Source organism: Streptomyces sp. NPDC096152 (assembly GCF_044763235.1).
Classification (GTDB): domain Bacteria; phylum Actinomycetota; class Actinomycetes; order Streptomycetales; family Streptomycetaceae; genus Streptomyces.
This window is the reverse complement of the sequence record NZ_JBIWFW010000006.1, coordinates 569,120-592,784: the sequence shown is the minus strand read 5'-3', so window position 1 is coordinate 592,784 and position 23,665 is coordinate 569,120. Positions and strand designations below refer to the sequence as shown.

The 23,665-nt window shown below is 71.2% G+C and carries 22 protein-coding genes, 1 rRNA gene and 1 riboswitch; of the genes, 13 read left to right on the top strand and 10 right to left on the bottom strand.

What is annotated here, in order from left to right; all coding sequences use genetic code 11:
• The 11 genes from rrf to ACIQ9G_RS23215 form a co-directional block, all read left to right on the top strand.
• Positions 1 to 95, top strand: a 5S ribosomal RNA gene (rrf, locus tag ACIQ9G_RS23265); the annotation flags it as partial.
• A gap of 110 nt (positions 96 to 205) precedes the next feature.
• Positions 206 to 814 carry a CDP-alcohol phosphatidyltransferase family protein gene (locus ACIQ9G_RS23260; RefSeq protein WP_392193480.1) on the top strand — a complete coding sequence of 203 codons (609 nt, stop codon included), beginning with the start codon at positions 206 to 208 and terminating at the stop codon, positions 812 to 814.
• Positions 815 to 927: 113 nt separating this feature from the next.
• Positions 928 to 3,423 carry a sugar phosphate nucleotidyltransferase gene (locus ACIQ9G_RS23255; RefSeq protein WP_403612611.1) on the top strand — a complete coding sequence of 832 codons (2,496 nt, stop codon included), beginning with the start codon at positions 928 to 930 and terminating at the stop codon, positions 3,421 to 3,423.
• Positions 3,424 to 3,600: 177 nt separating this feature from the next.
• Positions 3,601 to 4,437 (top strand): DUF881 domain-containing protein, encoded by an 837-nt coding sequence (locus tag ACIQ9G_RS23250; protein ID WP_403612609.1) that lies wholly within the window; start codon positions 3,601 to 3,603, stop codon positions 4,435 to 4,437.
• Positions 4,434 to 4,766, top strand: a complete 333-nt coding sequence (locus tag ACIQ9G_RS23245; protein ID WP_003988855.1) for a small basic family protein — start codon at positions 4,434 to 4,436, stop codon at positions 4,764 to 4,766. Before ACIQ9G_RS23250 ends, ACIQ9G_RS23245 begins: the two co-directional genes overlap by 4 nt.
• Positions 4,767 to 4,771: 5 nt before the next feature.
• On the top strand, positions 4,772 to 5,743 hold the full coding sequence (locus tag ACIQ9G_RS23240; protein ID WP_403612607.1) for a DUF881 domain-containing protein: 972 nt from the start codon (positions 4,772 to 4,774) through the stop codon (positions 5,741 to 5,743).
• Between the two features lie 190 nt (positions 5,744 to 5,933).
• Positions 5,934 to 6,758 (top strand): FHA domain-containing protein, encoded by an 825-nt coding sequence (locus ACIQ9G_RS23235; RefSeq protein WP_403612604.1) that lies wholly within the window; start codon positions 5,934 to 5,936, stop codon positions 6,756 to 6,758.
• A gap of 43 nt (positions 6,759 to 6,801) precedes the next feature.
• Entirely contained in the window at positions 6,802 to 7,539 is a 738-nt protein-coding gene (locus ACIQ9G_RS23230; protein ID WP_403612602.1) for a MerR family transcriptional regulator, read from the top strand.
• Positions 7,540 to 7,623: 84 nt separating this feature from the next.
• Positions 7,624 to 8,097, top strand: coding sequence for a bifunctional nuclease family protein (locus ACIQ9G_RS23225; RefSeq protein WP_003988851.1), 474 nt, complete (start codon positions 7,624 to 7,626; stop codon positions 8,095 to 8,097).
• A 257-nt stretch (positions 8,098 to 8,354) separates the two neighbouring features.
• On the top strand, positions 8,355 to 9,038 hold the full coding sequence (locus ACIQ9G_RS23220) for a MerR family transcriptional regulator (protein ID WP_403612598.1): 684 nt from the start codon (positions 8,355 to 8,357) through the stop codon (positions 9,036 to 9,038).
• A 69-nt stretch (positions 9,039 to 9,107) separates the two neighbouring features.
• On the top strand, positions 9,108 to 10,709 hold the full coding sequence (locus ACIQ9G_RS23215) for a DNA polymerase IV (protein ID WP_403612596.1): 1,602 nt from the start codon (positions 9,108 to 9,110) through the stop codon (positions 10,707 to 10,709).
• Here ACIQ9G_RS23215 and ACIQ9G_RS23210 read toward each other — a convergent pair.
• On the bottom strand, positions 10,631 to 11,002 hold the full coding sequence (locus ACIQ9G_RS23210; protein WP_356193842.1) for a PRC-barrel domain-containing protein: 372 nt from the start codon (positions 11,000 to 11,002) through the stop codon (positions 10,631 to 10,633). The genes ACIQ9G_RS23215 and ACIQ9G_RS23210 overlap by 79 nt on opposite strands.
• Positions 11,003 to 11,115: 113 nt before the next feature.
• Positions 11,116 to 11,210: riboswitch (glycine riboswitch) on the top strand.
• Positions 11,211 to 11,384: 174 nt separating this feature from the next.
• On the opposite strand from ACIQ9G_RS23210, the gene gcvP reads away from it, so the two are divergent.
• A complete protein-coding gene (gcvP, locus tag ACIQ9G_RS23205) occupies positions 11,385 to 14,270 on the top strand; it encodes an aminomethyl-transferring glycine dehydrogenase (RefSeq protein WP_403612594.1) in 2,886 nt (961 codons plus the stop codon).
• A gap of 116 nt (positions 14,271 to 14,386) precedes the next feature.
• On the opposite strand, the gene ACIQ9G_RS23200 is transcribed toward gcvP, so the two are convergent.
• The 7 genes from ACIQ9G_RS23200 to ACIQ9G_RS23170 all read right to left on the bottom strand — a co-directional run bounded on the left by ACIQ9G_RS23200 (position 14,387) and on the right by ACIQ9G_RS23170 (position 21,179).
• Positions 14,387 to 14,806, bottom strand: a complete 420-nt coding sequence (locus ACIQ9G_RS23200) for a molybdopterin-binding protein (RefSeq protein ID WP_403612593.1) — start codon at positions 14,804 to 14,806, stop codon at positions 14,387 to 14,389.
• A gap of 88 nt (positions 14,807 to 14,894) precedes the next feature.
• Positions 14,895 to 15,986 carry an ABC transporter ATP-binding protein gene (locus ACIQ9G_RS23195; protein WP_403612589.1) on the bottom strand — a complete coding sequence of 364 codons (1,092 nt, stop codon included), beginning with the start codon at positions 15,984 to 15,986 and terminating at the stop codon, positions 14,895 to 14,897.
• Complete coding sequence (locus tag ACIQ9G_RS23190; protein ID WP_403612587.1) at positions 15,983 to 16,825, bottom strand: ABC transporter permease; 843 nt, start codon at positions 16,823 to 16,825, stop codon at positions 15,983 to 15,985. The genes ACIQ9G_RS23195 and ACIQ9G_RS23190 overlap by 4 nt, the downstream gene beginning before the upstream one ends.
• Entirely contained in the window at positions 16,822 to 17,658 is an 837-nt protein-coding gene (modA, locus tag ACIQ9G_RS23185) for a molybdate ABC transporter substrate-binding protein (protein WP_403612669.1), read from the bottom strand. Before modA ends, ACIQ9G_RS23190 begins: the two co-directional genes overlap by 4 nt.
• Before the next feature lie 175 nt (positions 17,659 to 17,833).
• Positions 17,834 to 18,229, bottom strand: a complete 396-nt coding sequence (locus ACIQ9G_RS23180; RefSeq protein ID WP_356193855.1) for a helix-turn-helix transcriptional regulator — start codon at positions 18,227 to 18,229, stop codon at positions 17,834 to 17,836.
• Between the two features lie 95 nt (positions 18,230 to 18,324).
• Positions 18,325 to 20,274 carry an amino acid transporter gene (locus ACIQ9G_RS23175; RefSeq protein WP_403612584.1) on the bottom strand — a complete coding sequence of 650 codons (1,950 nt, stop codon included), beginning with the start codon at positions 20,272 to 20,274 and terminating at the stop codon, positions 18,325 to 18,327.
• Positions 20,275 to 20,582: 308 nt separating this feature from the next.
• On the bottom strand, positions 20,583 to 21,179 hold the full coding sequence (locus ACIQ9G_RS23170; RefSeq protein ID WP_403612581.1) for a hypothetical protein: 597 nt from the start codon (positions 21,177 to 21,179) through the stop codon (positions 20,583 to 20,585).
• Between the two features lie 141 nt (positions 21,180 to 21,320).
• Between ACIQ9G_RS23170 and ACIQ9G_RS23165 the strand changes: the two genes are divergently transcribed.
• The gene (locus tag ACIQ9G_RS23165; RefSeq protein WP_403612666.1) at positions 21,321 to 21,548 is read left to right on the top strand and encodes a potassium-transporting ATPase subunit C; all 228 of its coding nucleotides are present in this window, start codon (positions 21,321 to 21,323) and stop codon (positions 21,546 to 21,548) included.
• A 500-nt stretch (positions 21,549 to 22,048) separates the two neighbouring features.
• Here the strand turns inward: ACIQ9G_RS23165 and ACIQ9G_RS23160 are convergent, their stop codons facing one another.
• The gene (locus ACIQ9G_RS23160) at positions 22,049 to 22,255 is read right to left on the bottom strand and encodes a DUF5999 family protein (protein ID WP_403612578.1); all 207 of its coding nucleotides are present in this window, start codon (positions 22,253 to 22,255) and stop codon (positions 22,049 to 22,051) included.
• A 406-nt stretch (positions 22,256 to 22,661) separates the two neighbouring features.
• Positions 22,662 to 23,246: a hypothetical protein gene (locus ACIQ9G_RS23155; protein ID WP_403612575.1), complete on the bottom strand. Its 585-nt coding sequence runs from the start codon at positions 23,244 to 23,246 to the stop codon at positions 22,662 to 22,664.
• Positions 23,247 to 23,665: the final 419 nt, after the last annotated feature.

The following is a 23,665-nucleotide window of genomic DNA, read 5'->3' as shown; positions in this document are numbered from 1 at the left end:
AAACGCCCGGTTACATTCCGAACCCGGAAGCTAAGCCTCACAGCGCCGATGGTACTGCAGGGGGGACCCTGTGGGAGAGTAGGACGCCGCCGAACTACCTTTAGAGCTCCGGCTCCTGGGCACACAGCCCAGGAGCCGGAGCTTTTTTGCGTTGAGGTAGGGTCGGGGGGAATCGATCGGTACGTTTCCCACAGGAGGCCCCCGGGTGGAGGTCCAGGAGACCCGTGTCCAGACGGACCGGGTCCTCACCATCCCGAACATCCTCAGCATGGCGCGGCTCGTTGGTGTGCCGCTCTTCCTGTGGCTGATTCTCCGGCCGGAGTTCGGCGGTCCCAAGAGCGATGGCTGGGCCCTGCTGGTGCTCGCGCTGAGCGGCGTCAGCGACTACCTCGACGGCAAGCTCGCACGGCGCTGGAACCAGATCAGCAGCCTCGGCCGGCTTCTCGACCCCGCGGCCGACCGCTTGTACGTCCTTTCGACGTTGCTCGGGCTCACCTGGCGTGAGATTCTGCCGCCCTGGCTGACCGCGCTTCTCCTGGCGCGGGAACTGATGCTGCTGGTGGCCGTGGGCGTTCTCCGGCGCCACGGGTATCCGCCGCCGCAGGTGAACTTCCTGGGCAAGGCCGCGACCTTCAACCTGATGTACGCCTTCCCGCTTCTGCTGCTCAGCGACGGAAGCGGATGGATCGCGTCACTGGCCGCTGTTTTCGGATGGGCGTTCGCCGGATGGGGTACAACCCTCTATTGGTGGGCAGGAGTCCTCTACGTGGTACAAGTCCGCCGCCTGGTCCGTGCGGACGCCATGGCCGACTGAGCCTGCCAATGGGGGCGGCTGCGGTGGCTCGATGGCCCGCTGGGGAAAAGTGCGGGACAATCTTGACGGGTGAAGTCGGCTAGACCGTCGTCTCTGAGGAGGACGCTTCCGACATGAAGGCCGTCGTGATGGCCGGAGGCGAAGGCACTCGCCTTCGTCCCATGACTTCGAGTATGCCGAAACCGCTCCTGCCGGTGGCCAACCGGCCGATCATGGAGCACGTTCTCCGGCTGCTCAAAAGGCACGGGCTGAACGAGACCGTCGTCACCGTCCAGTTCCTGGCCTCCTTGGTCAAGAACTACTTCGGTGACGGTGAAGAACTCGACATGGAGCTCACCTACGCCAACGAGGAGAAGCCTCTCGGAACCGCCGGAAGCGTCAAGAACGCCGAAGAGGCGTTGAAGGACGATGCCTTCCTGGTCATCTCCGGCGATGCCCTGACCGACTTCGACCTCACCGACCTGATCCGGTTCCACAAGGAAAAGGGCGCGATGGTGACCGTGTGTCTCACCCGCGTGCCCAACCCCCTGGAATTCGGCATCACCATCGTCGACGAAGAGGGGAAGGTCGAGCGTTTTCTCGAGAAGCCGACCTGGGGCCAGGTCTTCTCCGACACCGTGAACACGGGCATTTACGTGATGGAGCCCGAGGTCTTCGACTATGTCGAAGCCGATGTTCCGGTCGACTGGTCCGGTGATGTCTTCCCGCAGCTGATGAAGGAAGGCAAGCCGATCTACGGCTATGTCGCCGAGGGCTACTGGGAGGACGTCGGCACTCACGAGAGCTATGTGAAGGCCCAGGCGGACGTCCTGGAGGGCAAGGTCGACGTCGAGATCGACGGCTTCGAGATCTCGCCCGGCGTCTGGGTCGCGGAGGGCGCCGAGGTGCACCCCGACGCGGTGCTCCGGGGCCCGCTCTACATCGGCGACTACGCCAAGGTGGAGGCCGGCGCCGAGATCCGCGAGCACACGGTCGTCGGTTCGAACGTCGTCGTGAAGAGCGGTGCCTTCCTGCACAAGGCCGTCGTCCACGACAACGTGTACGTCGGGCAGCACAGCAATCTCCGCGGCTGCGTCGTCGGGAAGAACACCGACATCATGCGGGCGGCGCGGATCGAGGACGGCGCCGTCATCGGCGACGAGTGCCTCATCGGCGAAGAATCGATCGTGCAGGGCAACGTGCGGGTCTACCCGTTCAAGACGATCGAGGCCGGCGCGTTCGTCAACACCTCCGTCATCTGGGAGTCGCGGGGCCAGGCACACCTCTTCGGGGCGCGCGGGGTCTCCGGCATCCTGAACGTGGAGATCACCCCGGAGCTCGCCGTACGGCTCGCCGGCGCCTATGCGACGACGCTGAAGAAGGGCTCCACCGTCACCACGGCCCGTGACCACTCCCGTGGTGCCCGTGCGCTCAAGCGGGCGGTCATCTCCGCCCTCCAGGCCAGCGCCATCGACGTACGGGACCTGGAGAACGTTCCGCTTCCGGTCGCACGGCAGCAGACCGCCCGGGGCAGTGCCGGCGGCATCATGATCCGGACCTCGCCCGGAGTGCCCGACTCCGTCGACATCATGTTCTTCGACGGGGAGGGCGCCGACCTCTCGCAGGCCAAGCAGCGGAAGCTGGACCGGGTCTTCGCGCGGCAGGAGTACCGGCGCGCGTTCCCGGGCGAGATCGGAGACCTGTACTTCCCGTCCAGCGTCTTCGACTCGTACACCGGATCGCTGCTGCGGAACGTCGACACGACCGGGATCGCCGAGTCGGGACTGAAGGTCGTCGTCGACGCGTCCAACGGCAGTGCCGGCCTCGTCCTGCCCAGCCTGCTGGGCAAGCTCGGTGTGGATTCGCTGACCATCAACCCTGGTCTCGACGAGTCACGGCCGACCGAGACCGCCGACATGCGGCGAGCGGGGCTGGTGCGCCTCGGCGAGATCGTGGCGTCCTCCGGAGCGGCCTTCGGCATCCGGTTCGACCCGGTGGGCGAGCGGCTGTCCCTGGTGGACGAGAAGGGCCGCATCATCGAGGACGACCGGGCTCTGCTGGTCATGCTCGACCTCGTCGCGGCCGAGCGGCGCAGCGGCCGGGTCGCGCTGCCGGTGACCACCACCCGGATCGCCGAACAGGTGGCCGCCTACCACGGCACGCAGGTGGAGTGGACGACCACCTCTCCGGACGACCTGCAGCGGGTCGGCGGCGAGGAGGGCACGATCTTCGGCGGTGACGGCAAGGGCGGCTTCATCGTTCCGGAGTTCAGCAGTGTCTACGACGGCACGGCCGCCTTCGTCAGGCTCATCGGCCTGGTGGCGCGGACTCAGCTCACGCTGAGCCAGATCGACGCGCGGATCCCGCGGGCGCATGTCATCAAGCGGGACCTGGCGACGCCGTGGGCCGTCAAGGGACTGGTGATGCGCCGGGTCGTGGAGGAGGCCGGAGACCGCTCCGTCGACACCACGGACGGTGTGCGTGTGGTGGAGACCGACGGTCGCTGGGTGATGGTTCTGCCTGACCCCGCCGAGGCCGTCACGCACCTGTGGGCCGAGGGTCCGGACGACGCCTCCGCCCAGGCCCTGCTGGACGAGTGGGCCGAGGTCGTGGACAGCGCCGGGCGCTGACCGGTAGCAAAACGGACAGCGCGCACGCGTGCCGGACAAGTGTCCCCAAGGGGGCCTGTCCGGCACGCCGGTGGGGCCATTCGGAGGACACGGCCGCCCCGTGCGACTATGTGCGACATGCCGCAGCAACCCCCCATTCGGAGCACCCCCTCGCGGCCCTCCCGTCCGGATGCCTCCATGTCGTTGATCACGAACGTCATGGACCACAGTCTCGACGACGGTTACGCCGAGGCGGCCGCGCGGAAGAAGGCCGCGGGCGAGAGCGGGATGCCGAAGACCCTCAGGGCGCGCCTGGGACTGGCCGCCGGTCTGGTGCTGGCGGCGCTCGTGGTCACGGTGGGCGCGGCACAGGCGAGGGTGGCCGCTCCCGTCGTCGCCAAGGAGCGCCAGGAGCTGGTCGACCGCATCGACCGCGAGACGGCGGCGGCGGACGACCTCGAGGGCACCGTGGACAAGCTGCGTGACGACGTGAGCGCGCGCCAGCGGCAGGCGCTCCAGAAGAGCGGCGGCAACGCGCGGGCCGACCTCGTGGGCATCCTGGCGGGCGCGACCGCGGTGCACGGCCCCGGGGTCAAGCTGGTCGTGAACGACGCCAAGGAGGCCAGCTCGGGCGGCGGCGGCAACCCGCGTGAGACGTCGGGTTTCTCCGACACCGGCCGGGTACGCGACCGGGACATGCAGCGCGTGGTCAACGGACTGTGGCAGTCGGGCGCCGAGGCCGTCTCCATCAACGGGCAGCGGCTGACCGCCCTGTCCGCGGTCAGGGCGGCCGGTGACGCCATACTGGTCGACAACAAGCCGCTGGTGCCGCCCTACACGGTCCTGGCGGTGGGGGACGGCGACACGCTGAGCACCCGGTTCCAGAACAGCCCGGACGGGCTGTACCTCCATGCCCTGCAGGAGAACTACGGCATCCGGACCAGCATCTCCACGGAGGGCGACCTCCGGCTGCCCGCCGCACCGAGCGTGATCGTACGTACAGCACAGCCGAGCACTGAGAAGGGCACATCGTGATCGCCGTACTGGGCCTCGTCGTGGGAGTCGTGGCCGGCCTTTTGGTCCGGCCGGAGGTTCCGGCGGTCGTCGAGCCTTATCTGCCGATTGCCGTCGTGGCGGCCCTGGACGCCGTCTTCGGCGGTCTGCGGGCGATGCTCGACGGCATCTTCGACGACAAGGTCTTCGTGGTGTCGTTCCTGTCGAACGTGGTCGTCGCCGCGCTGATCGTGTTCCTCGGCGACAAGCTGGGCGTCGGGGCGCAGCTGTCCACGGGCGTCGTGGTCGTCCTCGGTATCCGCATCTTCTCCAACGCCGCGGCGATCCGGCGCCACGTGTTCCGGGCGTGAGACCGATGAGCAACCAGGACGAAAGGCCCCAGGTGTCCCGCGACGGCCTGTCCCGCGAGCAGGCCGGGAGCGAACCGCACCGCGATCATTCCGGCAACAGGCTGCGCAAGGAGCTCCCCCAGGAGGTTCCCGCGGCGGCTTCGGATACCGCCCCCGAGGCCAACGCCGAGGCCGAGGCCGCGACGGAGCCCGGAGCCGAACAGACCTCCGATCCCGGCCGCCCCTCCGGAGACGAGGAGCGGACCGAGCCGACGCTGACCGGCCGTCAGCGACTGGCCGAGGGACTGTGGCCGCCGCGCGTCAGCCGGGCCCAACTCATCGTGGCCGTGCTGTTGTTCGGCCTCGGCTTCGGGCTGGCCGTCCAGGTGGCGTCCAACAGCGACAGCGACAGCGCGCTGCGTGGCGCCCGCCAGGAGGATCTCGTGCGCATCCTCGACGAACTGGATGGCCGCACCCAGCGTCTTGAGGACGAGAAGCAAGGTCTCGAGAAGCAGCGCCAGGAGCTCCAGAACAGCTCGGACCAGGCCGCGGAGGCCCGCAAGCAGACGGCCGAGAAGGAGAAGCAACTCGGCATTCTGGCGGGGACCGTGGGTGCGCAGGGACCCGGCATCACGATCACGATCGAGGACGCGAAGGGGACGGTCCAGGCGGACATGCTGCTCGACGCGATACAGGAGCTGCGCGCCGCCGGTGCGGAGGCGATCCAGGTGAACGGTGTGCGGGTCGTGGCGGGCACCTACCTGACGGACTCCGGGAAGAGCGTGGACGTCGACGGGAACAAGATCAACGCCCCCTATCGTTTCAAGGTCATCGGCAAGCCGCAGGACCTCGAGCCGGCGCTCAACATCCCCGGAGGCGTGGTGCAGACCCTGGAGAAGGAGCAGGCCACCGTTACCGTGGAGCAGTCGGGCAAGATCGTCGTCGACGCCTTGCGGGCGGCGAAGCGGCCTGACTACGCTCGGTCGTCCTCCCAGTGAACCGGGGGTGCATGGCGGCCGTCCGGCAGGGGCAGGAGGTTGCGGGGGGTCGGCGCACCGATTGGGTGGTGCGTGATGGAAACTGTTTGGTGGATACGGACGTTGTGAGGATGTCCGGGTCGACCGGTGTACGCAATCAGGGTTCGTCCTGCCCCACGGGCGGGTCTGTTTCGGTCAAGGGGAATCGCCCGTGAAGTTGTTTGCGAAGTTGTTCGGCAAGAGCGCGCGAGAGGACAGCGACAACGCGACCGCTCGGCATCGCGCACAGCCCGACGCGGAAGGCCGGCGCCCGCTGTTCCGGGACCAGGTTCCCGGTCCGGGCGGCGACATTTCCGGTGGTCAGGGCGTGCCGTCTGTTGACCCTGCCCACGCGGGCGACATAGGTTTCGGGCAACCGTCAACCTCAGGTACGGGTGGAGGGTTTGCCTCCGACCCGTACGCGTCCCATGCCCCTGCGGGGCAGCCTCGGCAGGAGGATCCGTCCATGTCGGCCCTGGTGTGTACGAGGTGCGGTAACCGCAACGCGGAGAACAGCCGCTTCTGTTCCAACTGCGGTGCCCCGCTGCGTCCGGGCGTCGCTCCGGAGCGTCCCTCGGAGACGACGTCCACGATCTCCATCTCGGGCCTGGAGGCATATGACTCCGAGGCCACCGGCCAGACCCCGATGCTCTCTCCGGAGGCGCAGGCGGCCGTCGACGCGCTGCCGCTGGGCTCCGCCCTGCTGGTGGTGCGCCGTGGCCCGAACTCGGGCAGCCGCTTCCTCCTGGACGGCGAGCTGACCACGGCCGGGCGTCATCCGCAGAGCGACATCTTCCTGGACGACGTGACCGTCTCCCGTCGCCACGTGGAGTTCCGGCGCAGCCCGGACGGCTCGTTCACGGTGGCCGACGTGGGCAGCCTGAACGGCACGTACGTCAACCGGGAGCGGATCGACTCGGTGGCACTGTCCAATGGCGACGAGGTGCAGATCGGCAAGTACCGGCTGGTGTTCTACTCGAGCCGGCAGGCCATCTGACCCTCTCCCGGACCGGTTCCGGGGGGATGTCGAGGGAAGGTCCATGCGTCAAACACCGAGCGGCGGTGCCTGGCACGGCACCGCCGCCGCGGACAGTGGGCTGATGAGCATCGGCGCGGTGCTGAACGCGCTGCGCGACGAGTTCCCCGAAGTCACCATCTCCAAGATCCGGTTCCTGGAGTCGGAAGGGCTCATCGACCCGCAGCGCACCCCCTCGGGGTATCGCAAGTTCAGTGCCGAGGACGTCGAGCGCCTCGGGCACGTCCTGAGAATGCAGCGGGACCACTACCTGCCGCTGAAGGTGATCCGCGAACACCTGGACGCGATGGAGCGCGGGGAGGCCGCCCCGCTGCCGGCCGTGGGACGCCAGCGCGACGGTGAGCCCGTGCCGGCGTCCGCCGAGGCTCCCGCGGTGGCCCGGGTCGGGCGGGCCGAGCTGCTCGCCGCCGCCGGGATCGACGACACGGACCTGCGGGAATGGGAGTCGTACGGGCTCATCACCCCACTGGAGGGTGGGGCCTACGACGCCGAGGCGATCACCGTGGCCTCGCTCGTCACCGAGCTGGGGCGGTTCGGGATCGAGCCACGGCATCTGCGCGTGATGAAGGCGGCCGCCGACCGTGAGGCGGGCCTCGTCGACCAGGTGGTGGCCCCGCTCAGGCGCCACCGCAACCCGCAGACCCGCGCCCATGCCGAGGCCCGCGCGAGGGAACTCGCGGCGCTCACGGTGAAGCTGCACGCCGCGCTGGTGCAGACCGCGCTGGGGCTGCGCCTGCCCTGAGCGCCGGGCGTCGCGGCGGCCGGATCGGCCTCCCGTTTCCGGCCCGACTACCCAAACCTTGCGGGCACGGCCTAGGGTTGCTGTGTGAACGAGCTCGATGTCGTAGGTGTCCGGGTCGAAATGCCCTCCAACCAACCGATCGTGCTCCTGCGTGAAGTGGGAGGCGACCGCTACCTCCCCATTTGGATCGGGCCCGGGGAGGCCACGGCCATCGCCTTCGCCCAGCAGGGCATGGCGCCCGCGCGGCCGCTGACCCACGACCTGTTCAAGGACGTGCTGGAGGCCGTCGGCCAGGAGCTCACCGAGGTGCGCATCACGGATCTGCGCGAGGGTGTGTTCTACGCCGAGCTGGTCTTCGCCAGTGGGGTCGAGGTGAGCGCCCGGCCGTCCGACGCCATAGCGCTGGCCCTGCGCACCGGGACGCCGATCTATGGCAGCGACACGGTGCTCGACGACGCGGGGATCGCGATCCCGGACGAGCAGGAGGACGAGGTGGAGAAGTTCCGCGAGTTCCTCGACCAGATCTCGCCGGAGGACTTCGGCAGCAGCAGCCAGTGACCGCCGGGCTTGAGAGGGGCCGCGGCCTGCCGGAGCGGTCGTCCGGTCGGGGCCGAGCCGGCCGTCGGCACATGCCGTCGGCCATTGAGGGCGTCCTGCGGGTTTCCGCGAGGCCATTCGGCTAGCCTTTCCCCGCGGTGGGGCACGGGAAACCACTCTTAGGGTGATTATCACTCGGCGTGCCGAGTGTGGCGATCGTTGACGCACCCCAGGTGACTGCCTACCGTCGAGGAGGCAGGTCAAGGACGGAGGTCGGCGTGAGAAGCAGCGGCGACGGTACGGCTGGGGGTGCCCCCGAACGCGGTGTCGGGGGGAACGACCCGTACCCTCCCACGCACTCTCGGCTCCGCGCGAGCAGGGGATATCCCCCTCACGGCGGCGCGGCCGACCACGTTCCGCAGCGGCCGGCAGCCGTGCCGAACAGCGGAGGGGCGACGTCCGTGGCGTCCGAGCAGATCGGCTATCGCGGCCCGACGGCCTGCGCGGCCGCCGGCATCACCTACCGGCAACTGGACTACTGGGCGCGCACCGGCCTGGTCGAGCCGAGTGTGCGGCCCGCCCACGGGTCCGGCACGCAGCGGCTGTACAGCTTCCGCGACGTCGTCGTCCTCAAGATCGTCAAGCGGTTCCTGGACACCGGGGTCTCGCTGCAGAACATCCGCACCGCCGTCCAGCACCTGCGGGAGCGCGGCTTCAGCGACCTGGAGCGGATGACGCTGATGAGCGACGGCGCCACCGTCTACGAGTGCACCTCGCCGGACGAGGTCCACGCCCTGCTCCAGGGCGGCCAGGGCATCTTCGGGATCGCCGTCGGCGTGGTGTGGCGCGACGTGGAGAACGCGCTGTCGCAGCTGCACGGGGAGCGTGTCGACACCGGGGAGACCCTGGTGGGTCACAACCCCGGTGACGAGCTGGCCCGGCGGCGCAACCGGGCCGTCTGACAGCGCTCCGGCCGCCCCGCCGGGGGCACTTTCGCCGCATTGTCAGTGGTGTGGTGCAGCATCGGACATGTGAGAAGTGCGCCCACGATCCTGCATCTCGACATGGATGCCTTCTTCGCCTCGGCGGAGCAGGCGTCCAAGCCGAGCCTGCGCGGCAAGGCGGTCGTCGTGGGCGGCCTCGGGCCGCGCGGGGTGGTCGCCACCGCGTCGTACGAGGCACGGGTCTTCGGCGTCCACTCGGCGATGCCGACGGCCCAGGCGCGCCGTCTGGCGCCGAACGCGGCGTACCTGGTGCCGCGCTTCGCCTTCTACCGGTCGATCAGCGAGCAGGTCATGGGGCTGTTGCGGGCACTGTCGCCGCTGGTGGAGCCGCTCAGCCTGGACGAGGCGTTCGTGGACCTGGAGGCCGGGGGAGCGGCCCGGGACGAGGAGTCGGCCGGACGGGTGGGGAGGCGGCTGCGCGACGACATACGGGCCGTCACGGGCCTGACCGGGTCCGTGGGGCTGGCCGCGTCCAAGATGCTCGCCAAGATCGCCTCGGAGCAGGCGAAGCCGGACGGGCTGGTGCTCATCCGGCCCGGCACCGAGCGGGCCCTGCTCGGTCCCCTGTCGGTGCGCGCCCTTCCGGGTGTGGGCCCGGCCACGGGTGACCATCTGCGACGGGCCGGGATCCACACCGTCGAGGAGCTCGCCGAGGCGGGCGAGGACGAGCTCGTCCGGCTGGTGGGCAGGGCGCACGGGCACGCGCTGTACGCCATGGCGCTGGCCCGTGACGAGCGGCCCGTGGTCGCCGAGCGCGAGGCCAAGTCGGTGTCGGTGGAGGACACCTACGACGTGGACATCCACGACCGGGTGCGGGTGGGGTTCGAGGTGCAGCGGCTCGCCGACCGCTGCGTACGGCGGCTGCGCGGGGCCGGACTGTCGGGGCGGACCATCGTGCTGAAGGTCCGCCGGTACGACTTCTCCACCCTCACCCGGTCGGAGACGCTGCGCGGGCCCACGGACGATCCGGCGGTGGTGCGGGAGGCCGCGGCCCGGCTGCTGGACTCCGTCGACACCACGGGCGGGGTGCGGCTGCTCGGCGTGGGCGTCTCCGGGCTCGCCGACTACACCCAGGAGGACCTGTTCGCCCAGGCGGCGGGAGCCCGGCCGGACGGGCCCGAGGAGGAACCCGCGGTCGAGCCGGCCGTGGAGCGGCCGGCGCCCGCCGAGCGGCGCTGGCCGGCGGGTCACGACGTGCGGCACACGGTGTACGGCCACGGATGGGTCCAGGGCAGCGGGCTCGGCCGGGTCACGGTCCGCTTCGAGACTCCCGACTCGGAGCCCGGACGCGTGCGCACGTTCCGCGTGGAGGACCCGGAACTGGAGCCGGTGGATCCGCTGCCGCTGGTGGCGCGAAGACCGGGATCGCACGGGGCGGGGGAAACCTCGGCGGGTTCGGCCGATCGGGGTTCGGACGCGGCCGCGAGGACGTCGCCGGAGGCGGTCGACGTGATGTCGCCGGACGGTGAGGCGATGTCGTCGGACGGCGACGGGACGAGGGCGCCCGACGCGGCCGAAGGGGCTGCGGCGGAGGCGGCCGGCGCCGTGGCTCAGGCCTCCTCCGAGCCCGCCAGCTTGCCGAAGTCACGGTCCGGAACGGCCGGAGGAGCGGCCACGTCGAGGCCGTAGTGGTGATAGAGCTGCAGTTCCTGTTCGGGGGAGAGATGGCGGCCGACGCCGAAGTCGGGGGCGTCCCTGATCAGGGCCCGGTCGAAGGGGACGCGCAGGGCGCCTTCGACGAGCTCGCTCGGCTCCAGGGGCACGAAGGCGTCCCTGGAGAACAGGCCGGTGCGTATGGCCGCCCACTCCGGCACCCCGGTCGCGTCGTCGAGATAGACCTCGTCCACCGTGCCGATCTTGATGCCTCTACGGTCGAACGCCTTGCGGCCGATCAGGTTGCGCGGATCGATGTCGGTCTGCACGGGCCCTCCACATGGTCGCAATACATCCGTTAGCACTACAAAAGAGCACATCACGATGGGCGGCCACTCGAAAGCCCGTGTGGTGGGCCCGCTGGTACGCTGGCAGCGGCTGCTGACCCCGTGCGGGAGAGTCCTCCAGCATCATCGGAGGCGCCGAAGGAGCAAATCCTCCCCGGAATCTCTCAGGCCCACGTACCGCACGGACGAGGTCACTCTGGAAAGCAGGGCGGGTGTCGACGGCTTCCGCTCTCACCGACGGTGAAAGCCGGGAGCCCCAGTGCGACCCGGTGAAGCTCTCAGGTCGAGATGACAGAGGGGGAGGCCGTTCGGGCACCCGCGCCGTGGTGCCCTCGAAGGTCGCGTCAGACCAGGAGGCCTCCACATGACCGCCCATCGCATTCCGCTCTCCGAGCTCGAACAGGGAATCCCCTTCGAGCAGCGCCACATCGGCCCCGATCACGAGGCCCGGGCCAAGATGCTCGCGCAGGTCGGCTACGGCTCGCTCGACGACCTCACGGCCGCCGCGGTCCCCGATGTGATCAAGAACGCCGGCGCGCTGGACCTGCCGGACGCGCGGACCGAGGCCGAGGTGCTCGCCGAGCTGCGCTCGCTCGCCGACCGCAACGAGGTCCTCGGCTCCATGATCGGCCTGGGGTATTACGGGACCTTCACGCCCCCGGTGATCCTGCGGAATGTCATGGAGAACCCGGCCTGGTACACGGCGTACACCCCCTACCAGCCGGAGATCTCCCAGGGCCGCCTGGAGGCGCTGCTGAACTTCCAGACGATGGTCGCCGAGCTGACCGGCCTGCCGACCTCCGGCGCCTCCCTGCTCGACGAGGGCACCGCCGCGGCCGAGGCCATGGCCCTGTCCCGACGCATGGGCCGCAACAAGAAGGGCCTGTTCCTGATCGACGCGGACGCGCTGCCGCAGACCGTGGCCGTCATCCGGACCCGCGCCGAGCCGTCCGGCGTCGAGGTCGTCGTCGCGGACCTGAGCGAGGGCATCCCGGCCGAGGTCGCCGAGCGTGAGATCAACGGCGTGCTCCTGCAGTACCCGGGCGCCTCCGGTGCCGTACGCGACCTGAAGCCCGTCATCGACCAGGCGCACGAGCTGGGTGCGCTGGTCACCGTCGCCGCCGACCTGCTCGCCCTCACGCTGCTGAAGTCGCCCGGGGAGCTCGGCGCGGACATCGCGGTCGGCACCACGCAGCGCTTCGGTGTGCCGATGGGCTTCGGGGGGCCGCACGCCGGCTACATGGCGGTGCACGAGAAGTTCGCCCGCAGCCTTCCGGGCCGCCTGGTCGGCGTCTCCGTCGACGTGGACGGGAACAGGGCCTACCGCCTGGCCCTGCAGACCCGCGAGCAGCACATCCGCCGGGAGAAGGCCACCAGCAACATCTGCACCGCCCAGGTGCTGCTCGCCGTGATGGCGGGCATGTACGCCGTCTACCACGGCCCCGAGGGGCTGCGGACCATCGCGCGCCGCACCCACCGCTACGCCTCCGTGCTCGCCGAGGGGCTCACCGCGGGCGGTGCCGAGGTCGTCCACGGCGCCTACTTCGACACGCTGACCGTCCGGGCCGAGGGCCGTGCCGCCGACGTGGTCGCCGCCGCCCGCCGCAACGGCGTCAACCTGCGCCTCGTCGACGCCGACCACGTCTCGATCGCCTGCGACGAGACCACCACCCGTGCCCAGTTGGACGCCGTGTGGTCCGCGTTCGGGGTCGAGGGCGACGTCGAGGCACTGGACGAGACCGCCGCGGACGTCCTGCCGCAGTCGCTGCTGCGCACCGACGACTACCTCACCCACCCGGTCTTCCACCAGCACCGCTCCGAGACCGCGATGCTGCGCTACCTGCGCAGGCTGGCCGACCGCGACTACGCGCTCGACCGCGGCATGATCCCGCTGGGCTCCTGCACCATGAAGCTCAACGCGACCACCGAGATGGAGCCGGTGACCTGGCCGGAGTTCGGTCAGCTGCACCCCTTCGCGCCCGCCGAGCAGGCGCAGGGCTACCTCACGCTCATCCGCGAGCTGGAGGAGCGCCTCGCCGAGGTCACCGGATACGACAAGGTCTCCCTGCAGCCGAACGCCGGCAGCCAGGGCGAGCTCGCCGGTCTGCTCGCCGTCCGCGGCTACCACCGCGCCAACGGCGACGCCCAGCGCACCGTCTGCCTCATCCCCTCCTCCGCGCACGGCACCAACGCCGCCAGCGCCGTGATGGCCGGCATGAAGGTCGTCGTCGTGAAGACCGCCGAGGACGGCGAGATCGACGTGACGGACCTGCGGGCGAAGATCGAGCAGTACCGGGACGAGCTCGCGGTGCTGATGATCACCTACCCGTCCACGCACGGTGTCTTCGAGGAGCACGTCGCCGACATCTGCGCGGCGGTGCACGAGGCCGGCGGCCAGGTGTACGTCGACGGCGCCAACCTCAACGCCCTCGTCGGCCTCGCCGAGCCCGGCCACTTCGGCGGCGACGTCTCGCACCTCAACCTGCACAAGACGTTCTGCATCCCGCACGGCGGCGGCGGTCCGGGCGTCGGCCCGGTGGCGGTCCGCGAGCACCTCGCGCCGTACCTGCCGAACCACCCCCTCCAGCCCGAGGCCGGTCCGGAGAGCGGGGTCGGCCCGCTCTCGGCCGCGCCCTGGGGTTCGGCGGGCATCCTGCCGATCTCGTGGGCGTACGTCCGTCTCATGGGCGGCGAGGGCCTCAAGCGGGCCACGCAGGTGGCCGTGCTCTCCGCCAACTACGTCGCCAAGCGCCTGGAGCCGCACTACCCGGTGCTCTACACCGGCCCGGGCGGCCTGGTCGCGCACGAGTGCATCATCGACCTGCGGCCGCTGACCAAGGCGACCGGGGTGAGCGTCGACGACGTCGCCAAGCGGCTGATCGACTACGGCTTCCACGCGCCGACGATGTCCTTCCCGGTGGCCGGCACGCTGATGATCGAGCCGACCGAGTCCGAGGACCTGGCCGAGCTGGACCGGTTCTGCGACGCGATGATCGCGATCCGCGCCGAGATCGAGAAGGTCGCCTCGGGCGAGTGGCCCGCGGAGGACAACCCGCTGCGGCACGCGCCGCACACCGCCGCCGCGCTCGGCGGGGAGTGGGAGCACGCCTACAGCCGTGAGGAGGCGGTCTTCCCGGCCGGGGTCTCTGCCGCCGACAAGTACTGGCCGCCGGTGCGCCGCATCGACCAGGCCTTCGGCGACCGCAACCTGGTCTGCTCGTGCCCGCCGCTGGACGCGTACGAGGACTGAACACCGTGACGGGGCTCCGCCCTGGCCCCTCGGAGGCCGGGGCGGAGCCTTCGCCGTGCCGCGGTCCTGCCCGGCAAGGGCCCGGCTCCCTCGGGCAGGTGCCCCTCGGCGTCACGTCAGGGCGTCGAGAGCGCGACCTCGGTCGACTTGATCAGGGCGACGACGGGGGAACCCGCCGTGAGGCCCAGCTCGGTGACGGCGTCCTGGGTGATCGCGGCGGTCAGTTCCCCGCCGTCGACGCCGACCTTGACGGACGCCATGGCCCGGCCGGTGGCGATGCCCGTGACCGTGCCGGGCAGCCGGTTGCGGATGGACAGGCCCTCGACCGGCCCGGTGGCCAGGGACACCTCGGTGGACTTCACCAGGGCGCGGACGGCGGAGCCCACGGTCAGGCCCAGTTCGTCGAAGGACTCGCGGGTGATCGCGGCGGTCAGGTCCTGCCCGCCGTCCAGACGGACCCCGACCGTGGCCATGGCCTCGCCCGGGTTGACGGCGGTGACGGTACCGGGCAGTCGGTTGCGGATGCTCAGGCTCATCGGTCACGCCTCGCAGAGGTGAGGAGGAACGGGAGGTACCGGGGTATTTCACCCCCTGGCGGTCCTCACCGTAGCCGCGGCGGCCGGCTCAGGCCGGGTAGGCGTGGGTCTGCGCCGCCTTCACCGTCGCCCAGACCGGTGCACCGGGGTGCAGGTCGAGTTCGGCCGCGGCGACCGTGGTCAGGTCCGCGGTGAGGGGCAGCTCGCCGGTCAGGTCCGCGCGGATCTGGTCGCCGTGGGTCTCCAGACCGGCGACCTCGCAGCGCCACAGGTTCCGGGCGCTGGAGCCGATGGGCCGGTCCCGGTGGAGGGTGACCGCGGCGGGCGGGAACGCCACGAAGACCGGACCCGTCAGGATCTCGGTGGTGGTGAGGGCGGCACCGCCGTCGAGCCGGACCAGGTGGCCCTCGGCCCGGCCCCGGTACAGATTGAGCCCGACCAACTGGGCCACGTAGTCCGTCCGCGGGTGGCGGGCGATGTCGGACGGGGTGCCCTCCTGGACCACGCGGCCGTCCTCGACGACGACGAGCCGGTCGGCCAGCACCATCGCGTCCAGCGGATCGTGGGTGACCAGGACGGCGACCGCCTCGAACTCGGCGAGATGGCGCCGCAGCCCGGCACGGACCTCCAGCCGGGTACGGGCGTCGAGCGCGGCGAGCGGTTCGTCCAGGAGCAGCAGCCGGGGCCGGGTGGCCAGGGCGCGGGCGAGCGCGACGCGCTGCGCCTGGCCCCCGGAGAGACGGCGGGGCCGGGCACCGGCGTGGTCGGCGAGACCCATCCGCTCCAGCCAGGCGGCGGCCTGAGCGCGGGCCTCCGTCTTGGAGGAGCCCCGGCAGCGCGGCCCGAAGGCCACGTTGTCCAGCGCGGAGAGGTGCGGGAAGAGCAGGTAGTCCTGGAAGACGACGCCGACCGGGCGGGCCTCGGGCGGCGTACGGTCCAGCGCGGCACCGTCCAGGCGCAGGTGCCCGGCGGTGAGCGGGATCAGACCCGCGAGCGCGCGCAGGGCCGTGGTCTTGCCGGCGCCGTTCGGGCCGAGGAGCGCGACGACGTCGCCGGGGGCGGCGGTCAGCCGTACATCGAGTCGGAAGCCCCCTCGCTCGACGACGAGACGGGCGTCGAGACCCAGGGCGCGGGTGCCCGCGGCGAGAGCGCCGCGCGTGGTGTCGTCGAGGTCGGTCATGACGCGGTCATCCATCGGTCGCGCAGCCCCGCCAGGACCGTGATCGACACGGCGAGCAGCACCAGGCTCAGGGCGATGGCGGCGGCCGGGTCGTTCTGCAGTGCCAGATAGACCGCCAGCGGCATCGTCTGGGTACGGCCGGGGAAGTTGCCCGCGAAGGTGATCGTCGCGCCGAACTCGCCGAGCGCCCGCGCCCAGGCCAGCACCGCACCCGCCGCGACGCCGGGTGCGATCAGCGGCAGGGTGACCCGGCGGAACGCGGTGAAGCGGGAGGCGCCGAGTGTGGTGGCCGCCTCCTCGTAGCGCGGGTCGGCGGCGCGCAGGGTGCCCTCGACGCTGATGACGAGGAACGGCATGGCCACGAACGTCTCCGCGACCACCACCCCGGCCGTGGTGAACGGCAGGGTGAGCCCGAACCAGGAGTCCAGCCACTGCCCGACGACACCGCCCCGGCCGAGCGCCAGCAGCAGCGCCACACCGCCCACCACCGGCGGCAGGACCAGCGGCAGTGTCACCAGTGCCCGCACCAGTCCGCGCCCGGGGAAGGTCGTGCGGGCCAGCAGCCAGGCCAGCGGCACGCCGAGCACCAGGCTGACGGCGGTGGCGGCGGTCGCGCTGACCAGGGACAGCCGGAGCGCCTGCCAGACCTCGGGGCTGGTCAGCTGGTCCGGCAGGCTGCGCCACGGCGCCCGTACCAGCAGGGCGAGCAGGGGCAGCAGCAGGAACGCCAGGCCCACGAGCGCGGGGACCAGCAGGGGCAGCGGGACGGGGCGGAGGAGGCGCTCGCGCCGCGACCCGCCCGCCGGGGTCACCGCATCGGACCTGGCGGTTGCGGTCATGGCTTGAGGAATCCCGCCGCGGTGAGGACCCTCTGGCCCGCCGCGGAGCGCACCAGCGCGACGAACGCCTTGGCGGCCGGGGCGTTGGGCGCGTTCTTCAGCAGGGTGATCGGGTAGTCGTTGACGGCCTGGGCGGACTCGGGGAACTCCACGCCCTCGACCTTGCCCCCGGCCGCCCGCACGTCGGTCTTGTAGACGACGGCCGCGTCGGCCTCCTTCAGCTCCACCTTCGTCAGGGCGCTCTTGACGTCCTGCTCGTAGGAGACGGGGGTCAGTTCGAGGCCGCCGGCGGCGAGCGCCTTCCGGGCCGCGGCGCCGCACGGCACCGTCCTGTCGCACAGGACGACCTTGAGCCCGGGCCTGGTCAGGTCCTTGAGGGAGGAGACCTTGTCCGGGTTGCCGGGCAGGGTGGCGATCTCCAGCTGGTTGCGGACGAAGGTGACCGGCGGGCCGGCCGCGTCCCGCCGGCCCGTCACCATCGCCATGGTCTTGGGGCTGGCCGCGGCGAACACGTCGGCGGGGGCACCGCCGGTGATGCCCGCGGCGAGGCTGTCGCTGCCGCCGAAGCTGAACGTGACCTTCGTGCCGGGGTGCTGCTTCTCGAACTCCTTGCCGAGCGCCGTGAAGCTCTCCTTGAGGGAGGCCGCGGCGAAGACGGTGACGGTCCCGGACAGCTTCGCGGGGGAGGACGGGCCGGAGCCGGCCGGCTTCTGCGACCGCGCCGAGTCCGACGAGTCCGACCCCGAGGAGCAGGCGCTCAGGGCCAGCAGCGCGGCGGTCGCGGCGCCGGCCGCCCGCAGGGTGCGGCGGGTCCGGCACACGGGACGGATGATCACGGTCGACTCCCTCTGGTGGCGCTCACCAGGACCCCCCGGTCCTGCCACGGCCTCTCGGCGGCCATGCGGCGATCATACTGCCGCATGTGCGAGGCAGAAGTCCCTTGTCGCATCGCATGAGCCGGGCAAGAGGTGCACAGGGAGCTGCATGTGCGTTCGTACGGCCTTCCGCTCAGGTCCGGTCGATGTGGACGTTCGTCGACTTCACCCGGGCCGTGGCCTCCATGCCGACCTCCAGGCCCAGCTCCTCCACGGCCTCCCGGGTCAGCAGGGAGACGAGACGGTGCGGTCCGGCCTGGATCTCCACCTGGGCGGCGACGTCGCCCAGCTTGACGGCGGTCACGATGCCGGGGAAGGCGTTGCGGACCGAGGTGCGGGAGGGGATCTCCTCGCCGTCCCCGGACCGGGCGAGCTCGACGGAGAACGCGGCGAGGTCGCGGCCGTCGATGAGCCGCCGCCCGGTGTCGTCGCGGTGCGTGGCGACCCGGCCCGCGTCCGCCCAGCGGCGGGCGGTGTCCGGGCTGACGCCGAGCAGCCGGGCCGCCTGACCGATCGTGTAGGACTGCATGCCGGTCACGATAGGGCCCTGTGGGAGCCCACCGCGGACGTGGGGCCGCAGTGGGGCCCCTGTCACCGGGCGCGGGCCCCGCCCGTGCGGATCGCTCAGCCGGTGTGCACCCGTGGCCGCTTGGCGCGGTCCGGCTCCGCCTCGCGCAGCACCTCGCGGGTGACCGGGGCGACCTCGCCCTGCCCGAAGAGGAAGAAGCGGAGGAAGTTGGCGAACGGGTTGCCCTCGGTCCACTCGAAGTAGATGTGCGGGGTGCAGCCCGTGCGCTCGCGGATGTGCAGCAGGAGGGCGGCCAGCGCGTTGGGAATGGAGGCGGATTCCAGGCTCAGGACGCGGTAGCGGTTGTGCAGCACCTCGCCGCGCACCGTGAGGCCGGCCTCGAACTCGGACGGGTCGGTGACCGTCACCTCGACGAACACGAAGTCCTCGGTGGCCGGGATGTCGTTGTCCTGGCGGATCTGCTCGACCTTGTCGCGGTACTCGGCCTTGTCGCGCAGTCCCGGCTTGTTGGCGATGAGCCGTATCTTGCGGGTGGCCATGTCCCGGACGAAGCGCTCCGCCATGGGGTCCAGCGTCACGCTGGTCACCCGCAGCTCGAAGGACCGGGCCAGCCGGGACAGCAGCGAGACCAGGATGATGCCGACGATGAAGCAGGCGCCGATCTTCACGCCGTCCGGCCGTTCGACGACGTTGGCCACCGTCGTGTAGAGGAAGACCGCGGCGATCCCCCCGAAGGCGACGGTCCACCTCCGCTGGCCCGCCTTGCGGGCGGCGATGGTCACGGCGATCGCCGCCGAGCTGATCAGCACCAGCACGCCGGTGGCGTAGGCGCCGCCCTGCTTGTCGACGTTGGCGTCGAAGATCCAGGTGACCAGGAAGCCGATGAGGGTGAAGACGATGACCATCGGACGCACGGCGCGCGCCCAGTGCGGTGCCATGCCGTACCGGGGCAGGTAACGCGGCATGAGGTTCAGCAGACCGGCCATCGCGGAGGCGCCCGCGAACCACAGGATGGCGATGGTGGAGACGTCGTAGACCGTGCCGAAGGCGTTGCCCAGGTACTCGTGCGCCAGATACGCCAGCGCGCGCCCGTTGGCCTGGCCGCCGGCCTTGAACTCCTTCGCCGGGATGAGCAGGGTGGTGATGAAGCTCGTCGCGATCAGGAAGACGCTCATGATCAGGGCGGCGGTGGTGAGCAGCTTCCTGGTGTCCCGGATCCGGCCGGTGGGGTGCTCCTCGGTGTCGTCCGGATTGCCCCGCACATGCGGCATGACGGCGACGCCGGTCTCGAACCCGGAGAGGCCGAGGGCGAGCTTGGGGAACACCAGGAGGGCCACACCGACCATCGCGAAGGCGTTGCCGTGCTCGGCCGTCAGCGCATGGGACCAGTCCGTGACCAACTGGCCGGCGGTCATGACGTGCCACAGGCCGACGGCCACCACCACGGCGTTCAGTGCGAGATAGACGCCCACCAGAGCGACGGCGACACCGACCGCCTCCAGGAACCCCTTGAGGAAGACCGCGCCCAGCAGCGCCACGAGCAGGAGGGTGATCAGCATCTGCTGGTTCTGCAGCACGCCCGTCAGATGCGGGTTCTCCACCAGGTGGGTGGAGGCGTCGGCGGCCGACAGGGTGATGGTGATCAGGAAGTCGGTGGCGGCGAAGCCGAGCAGCGTCAGGACGAACAGCTTGCCCTGCCAGAAGGACAGCAGCCGCTCCAGCATCGCGATGGAGCCCTCGCCGTGCGGGCTCTCCGCGGCCACGCGCCGGTACACAGGCAGCGCGCCCGCGAGGGTGACGATCACCAGCACGAGGGTCGCCACCGGCGAGAGGAGGCCGGCCGCCAGCGCGGCGATGCCCGGCTGGTAGCCGAGGGTGGAGAAGTAGTCGACACCCGTCAGGCACATCACCCGCCACCATCGCTGGCCCTTGTGCGCGGGCTCGGGTGCGGCGTGCGGCGCCTGCTGCACGCCCTTGCCCATGTCGGACAGGCCCTCCAGCATCCAGGCGCGCAGACGACTGGGAGGGTGATCGGTGGTGGCCATCGGCCCGGCTCCTGGTGTGCGGTACGGGAGTGCGCCATCACGCAGACGGCGGCACCAGCGTATGCGGAGGGTGATGTGAGGGCCCACGGATGTCTGGCCTCGCGGGCGTCAATCTTCCGTTAAGAACGGGCCCCAGTGCGGGAAAGGTGCACCAGGGAGGGCCGGCGAGCCCCGTCTCGCAGGGGATCGGCCGTGCGGGGACGCACGGCGGACGGGCCGGAGGTGCGCACTCAGCGTCATCTGCGCACGGGGGCCGGGCGTCGTCGGACGCAGGGGCCCCCGGCCGGGGGCGGCCACCCCGGCAGCCCTCACTCCAGCCCGGAGATCCGGAACACGGACAGGGCGGTCTCACGCTCGACCCGCTCCGCCAGGCTCCGCAGCCCGTCCGGGTCGTACGGCGGGGAGCCGCGGACCGGCGATGTACGCGCGTCCGCGTCGAGCCGGTACCAGAGGTCCGGGTTGTCCACCAGGACCTCGGGGTCCATCTCCACGCGGCCCCCGAGGGCGTCGCGCAGCACCACGCGCCGGCAGACGCCGTCCGGGCACCGCACCGACACCAGCAGATCGGTGCGCACCGCTCGCTCGCACAGCAACGACCGGGAGGCGAGCCAGCCCTCGCCGGCGGAGACCCGGGCCGGGCAGAGCACCAGGAAGAGCAGTACCGCGAGGGCGCCCCACAGAGCGGCATGCCACCAGGTGAGGCTGCCCGAGGCCCAGTCCAGCAGGAGCAGCAGGGCGAGGAGGGCCGCCGCGCAGCCGGTCGAGCCGCGCACGTCCCGCGCCCAGTGGCGGTCGTGGAGGGCGGGTCCGCCGGTTCGAGTGCCGGTCGGGCTCGTCGCGCCTGCAGCGCCTGCCGTGCCGGTCCGGTCCGCCGCGCCCGGCCGCGCGTCGTCACGATGTCGCATACGACCCACCGTAGGGCCGGGTGGGGCCGGTGCCGCGCGCGTTGATACGTCTCTGACGGCCGGGGGGTCTTTCTTGACGCCCTGACAGCGGCGAATCTCGGCCGCCGCGGGGAGCGCCGGCCTTCATGACCGGATCCGGACATCTCCCCGGCGTGCGCACGGATCCGGGTGGACCGGGTCGCGGTGAGGGACCATCTGCCCGCCACCCGGGTGGAGTGGCTGGTCAGGGACCACGTCCCGGGGCGCACGCGCGGTCTCCCGGGCGAGCCCCGGGTGAACGTCGTTGAAATCGATACCGTGCCCTGGGAGCCGACCGAGGGCGACCGGGGACCGGGCGCCGACCGTGGCGGACGGCCCCCCACCTGGTGAAGCGCGTCCGCGCCGGGTGGCCGGGGTGGGATCCGCCACCCGGGTGTCACCGCCGTGTCCGCGGCGGGCCGATCACCGTCAGCATCGCGTCGGGGGGATGTCCGGGAGCGGGGTGCCGGGCATAGGGTCGGGCCCAGCCCCGGTCCGCCTCCCCGCGTCCGGGGCGCTTCGCTCGCCGGCGCGGACGTGCCGGGCCGCCTCGGCGTGTTGACGCACGTCAGCCCGCCTCAGCACGTGAGTGCCCGTCCGGCCGGCGCGTCGCGACGGGCGCGCTGGCCGGGGTGCCGCGTTCCCAGTCGGCTACCCGGAGTAGTCGCCCCCGGACATGCGTCGGGGCCGGTGCGCACCGCGTGGGTGCGGGCCGGCCCCTGGAAATCACGGACGGCCGCGCGGGCTGTCCGGGCCGCCAGTGCCCTTCCTGCGGATCAGGCCGGCTCCGGGCGGCGGTGCCTTCTGAGATGCCAGGCCCCGTGGCCCCGGCAGGATCCGAAAGAGAGGCTCTAGGCGGCCGTCATCACCTTGTCGCTGCCGAGCGGGCGGTGCGGGGCGATGATCTGGCCGTCCGGCAGGAGCTCACCGGTGTCCTCGAAGAGCAGAACGCCGTTGCACAGCAGGCTCCATCCCTGCTCCGGGTGATGCGCCAGGAGGCGGGCGGATTCCCGGTCGGCGGAGTCGGCTGACGGGCACGGTGGCTGGTGCTGGCACATTGGTGGGATCTTTCGCTCTGTCGTGTGGTGTGGGCTGGATGTCGTACGTGTCCCGCGGCTAGAGACATTCTCCATGGCCGCCCCCCGTTTGATAAGTCGGTCTGAACCCAGTGTTGCCCCACGGGCGTGATTCCGCAGGCATTTCGCGGCACCGCTTCTCACAGGATGAGGACGCGTCACCCACCTGGGCGGTTCATCCCAACTGCCCTGTCCCTTTGGGTGGTTCGGCGTGGCCGGATGGGGCTAGTCCGGTGGAGGTGCACTCTTTTCCGGCTCATGCGAGCGTAATCCGGCTCGTCCGAGCGTAATTCTGTGCCAAACGCCTGCGTACCCTCCGTAAAAAGGCGACGTACCCCGCCTCCGGGAAAACCGGCGGCGGGGTACGAGGCGAGGGAGAAGCGCGTTGTCAGGCGGGTGATCCCATGAGCCGGACGGGAGTCACCCGGTGGGTGAGGACCGGGAGCAGTTCGGCGACCCGCAGGGGCCGGTTGGCCGCGATGCCGGGCGGAGCCGGCGCCAGCGGGACGAGCAGGTCGGTGGCGGCCGGGTGACCGGTGGCACCGTCGGCGGAGAGGTCGCCGTGCAGCCACAGCGTCAGCATGTACAGGCCGGGGACGGACAGCAGACGCGGCTGGTAGGGCTGGCTCATGGTCTCGGCCTGCCGCAGCGCGCGTTCGGTCGAGGTGACGTAGGGGCCCTCGAAGAAGTGGGAGAAGGCCCAGCCGTCGGGCGTCAGCATGGTCTCCGCGGCGGCCACCGCGTGGCTGCCGCACCGGATCTGGAAACGCCAGCCGGCCAGTCTGGTCGCGGAGACCCCCTCGGGGGTGATCCGGTCAAGTACGTGCACGGGCAGCGGAAGCTCGGCGGTGGCGGGTTCGTGGGCGGCGCGGAGGGCGGGGGTGCGGGCCTCGCGGACGGCGGTGGGGGACGCGAGGGCCGTGAGGACGGAACGCAGTGCGGGCGCGGGAGCCGGGGGGACGTGCAGGGGCATGGTGGGTCGCCTCTCTTTCGACAGGCACGGTGGCGCGAGGGCGCGGGGCGGGGGCGGACGGCGCTGTCAGCTCTCGAGGCAGGGGAGGGTGGGGCCGGGAGCGGCGAAACGAGGGAGTGCGAAGTGCGGCCTGCACACGTGACCTTGGCGGCAGGATCCAGGGCCGTGGGCGCCAACCTTCTGCCTGTGGTGTGGAGTTTATACGACGCATGTTCAGACGGTGTTTCGTCTAGCCGTTTCCGGCGCGCAGAACAAGGGTCTATTCGGCCGCGGATATGCGGGAATGGTCCCGTTTCCGAACCGGCTTCGCCGCGCTGACCTCGGGTTGTGCCCGCGGGGCGGTCGGCCCGTTCTCGTCGGCGTTTTTCACGAGTTCCCCGGGGAACGGAAACTGCTTCATGCCCCATGCCTCGTGAATG